3 protein-coding genes are annotated in these 2339 nt (G+C 67.6%); all 3 read right to left on the bottom strand.

Annotation, left to right across the window (positions count from 1 at the left end; translation table 11 throughout):
* Nucleotides 1-383: 383 nt before the first annotated feature.
* The 3 genes from ACIOFR_RS42100 to ACIOFR_RS42090 all read right to left on the bottom strand — a co-directional run bounded on the left by ACIOFR_RS42100 (nt 384) and on the right by ACIOFR_RS42090 (nt 1942).
* Complete coding sequence (locus ACIOFR_RS42100; protein ID WP_401006108.1) at nt 384-1244, bottom strand: JmjC domain-containing protein; 861 nt, start codon at nt 1242-1244, stop codon at nt 384-386.
* 89 nt (nt 1245-1333) lie between these two features.
* Nucleotides 1334-1573: a hypothetical protein gene (locus ACIOFR_RS42095; protein WP_401006106.1), complete on the bottom strand. Its 240-nt coding sequence runs from the start codon at nt 1571-1573 to the stop codon at nt 1334-1336.
* 204 nt (nt 1574-1777) lie between these two features.
* Nucleotides 1778-1942, bottom strand: a complete 165-nt coding sequence (locus ACIOFR_RS42090; protein ID WP_401006104.1) for a hypothetical protein — start codon at nt 1940-1942, stop codon at nt 1778-1780.
* Between the last annotated feature and the right edge of the window lie 397 nt (nt 1943-2339).

The raw sequence follows: 2339 nt of genomic DNA, 5'->3' as shown, positions 1-2339 counted from the left end.
GCTCATGTTGCTCTTGCCACTCACTACCTGGACTGCTTCCTCCGGGACTCAACCGTCCCAGTATCAGGCTGTCCAGCTCAGTGGGGGAACTTCAGTCCGAGGTTAGCGGGCCATCCGGTGGAGTGGAGCCCGGCCAACCCAAGAGTCCGAGTGGTGCCAGCTCCCGGAGCGCATCGGCGTACTCGGTCGAGTCGTCGAACTCACGGAAGTTGGTGATCGGGTCGTCCGCGGCGTAGAGCATGGCGAGAGCACACGACAGGCAGAAGTCCTGTCCGGTGTCCAGGTCCCGCAGATTCGCGTAGTGCTGGCATCCGGGCCACTGACACCGCCTACGGTGCTTGCCGCCGTTCTTCCGTCCCGCCATGCTCCGATGGTCCGCCGCTCTACTTGGGTTCCTGGCCGAGCACCGAGAGACGCTGTGCCGAGCGGAGCCGGAGAGCGACGTTGTCGGTTGGCAGCTCGGTCAGCGCGTCACGGAACAGCTCGACCAGATCGCCGGCGAGCTTGGTGAAGTCCTGCCCACCGAGGTTCGGCGGAAGCTCATCGCGCAGGGCCTCGCTGTCCTCGCTCAGCTCCCAGAGCTTGCGCAACGCCCAGTGCTTCGTCAGGAGTTGCACTCCGAACGTGATGTGAAGGCTGTGTTCCTCGGTGGTCCGCCCCGCGTGCACCCACCCCCGCGGGATGAACAGCACCTGCCCGGCCCGCAGGGTGACCGAGAAGTCCGGGGTGTCCGAGGCGAACCGGGCCTTGTCCTCGGGAGAGAACCCGATCTTGGACCAGTTGTGATGCTCCAGCGGGTTCACGAAGGTCGGAGCGAACATGCGCCACTCCTTCGCCCCCTCGGCCTGCGCGATGAAGACGTGATGGCAGTCCCAGTGCCACCCGAACCCCTGCGCCTGCCCGGCCGGGGTGAGGTAGAAGTTCCCCGTCACCGGGTGGCCGAGCATGGCGGACAGTTCCTTGCAGAACTGCATGATCGGCGGGTAGGACCGGTGCAGGCCGTTGAGAACCAGGGTGTCGGTCGGGTGGTCCGCGGACGTTCGTTCGGCGGTCAGCACGCCCTCGCGGACCATGCCGAACCCGCCCGGACGGATATCGGGGTCGGCCAGGATCTCGCGGGCCGCCTGCCTGGTGGCGAGCTGTTGCAGGTCCGCCGCGTCACGGTCGTACACCGTGGGCACCGAGGGCCATGCGGTCCGGAAGGTATCCGGGTCGGTGACCAGGCGGGACAGTGCAGTCTGCACGGTGGCGCTCCCTTCTCGTAGGGTGGGGCAGGAGGGGTGACCGCCCCAGTTGAGTTGGGGCGGTCGCCTCTCGCTCACTTGCTGGTGTGTCAGGCGCCGATCAGGTGGTCGTACTGGCCAGCGGCGAAGGCGTCGCGCAGCTTGCGCAGCTCACCGGGGGTGCCGGTGATCACGGCGCCGTCGTTGTTGATGTTGGCGAGCGCCACCAGGCCGTCCCCGGCGTCGGCGACCGCGAAGCACTCCACCGTGTCGTCCAGGTGGGAGTACGACGCCACCGACCAGGCCAGGCCCGGGTGCGACGCCGGGTTGAAGTCCACGGACTTGTCCACGTGCGTTCCTCTTTCTCGTCTGCGGGTACGGCGGGCGCCGTGCCCGGCGGTGCTGCCGCTGCGCGGCGCTGCACAGCGGGTGGTGCCCCGTCCCGGCGGAGATGTTGACGCTTCCCGTCCGCCGGGACGGGAGTCTTGGAGACCGCTCTGGTCACGGCCGGGGGAGGCACGGCACGCCGCACGGCGGGGCCGCGTACGGGGCCATCACGCGGACCCGCCGGTGCAACTGGGACACGTGCACGGTGGCCAGCCGTTCGCCGGGTGCTCCGCAACTCGGGCACTGGTCTCCGGGTCGTACTCGTCCAGCGGATTGCCGGCGGCGGGTTGCTTGCGCTGCTCCGTCTTGTACTCGGCGTACGTCTTCGGCACGGACTGCTCCTCCGTTCGGGCCGGTGGGCTTCCTCGGCGCACTGTCGATCCTTCGCTCTCAGGTGGGCCAAAGCACCCCCGTATGCGAGACATGAAGGCGGTCTACGCGCTAGCGTCCAAGAAGGCCCAAACGTCCGGGGGATGACTCTTGAACATCGCTCTCCGACGAGGTATGGCAGCTGCCAACCTCACACCGCATCAGCTGGCGACCCGCATTGGTGTCACACCCAAGACCGTGGAACGCTGGCTATCGAACGCGGCGTTAGTACCGCATCAGAGGAACCGAAACGACGTGTGCGCAGCCCTAGAAGGCTCGTGAAGATCTTGGGTTCTGGCCCCGCCGCGTGAGCGGCGGGGCCAGACTGCTTCTTGTGGCAATGGGGGAATGGGCCGGGGA

The sequence above is a fragment of the Kitasatospora sp. NPDC088346 genome (assembly GCF_044740765.1).
In the GTDB taxonomy this organism is placed as follows: Bacteria; Actinomycetota; Actinomycetes; order Streptomycetales; family Streptomycetaceae; genus Kitasatospora.
This window is presented reverse-complemented; position numbering and strand designations above follow the sequence as displayed.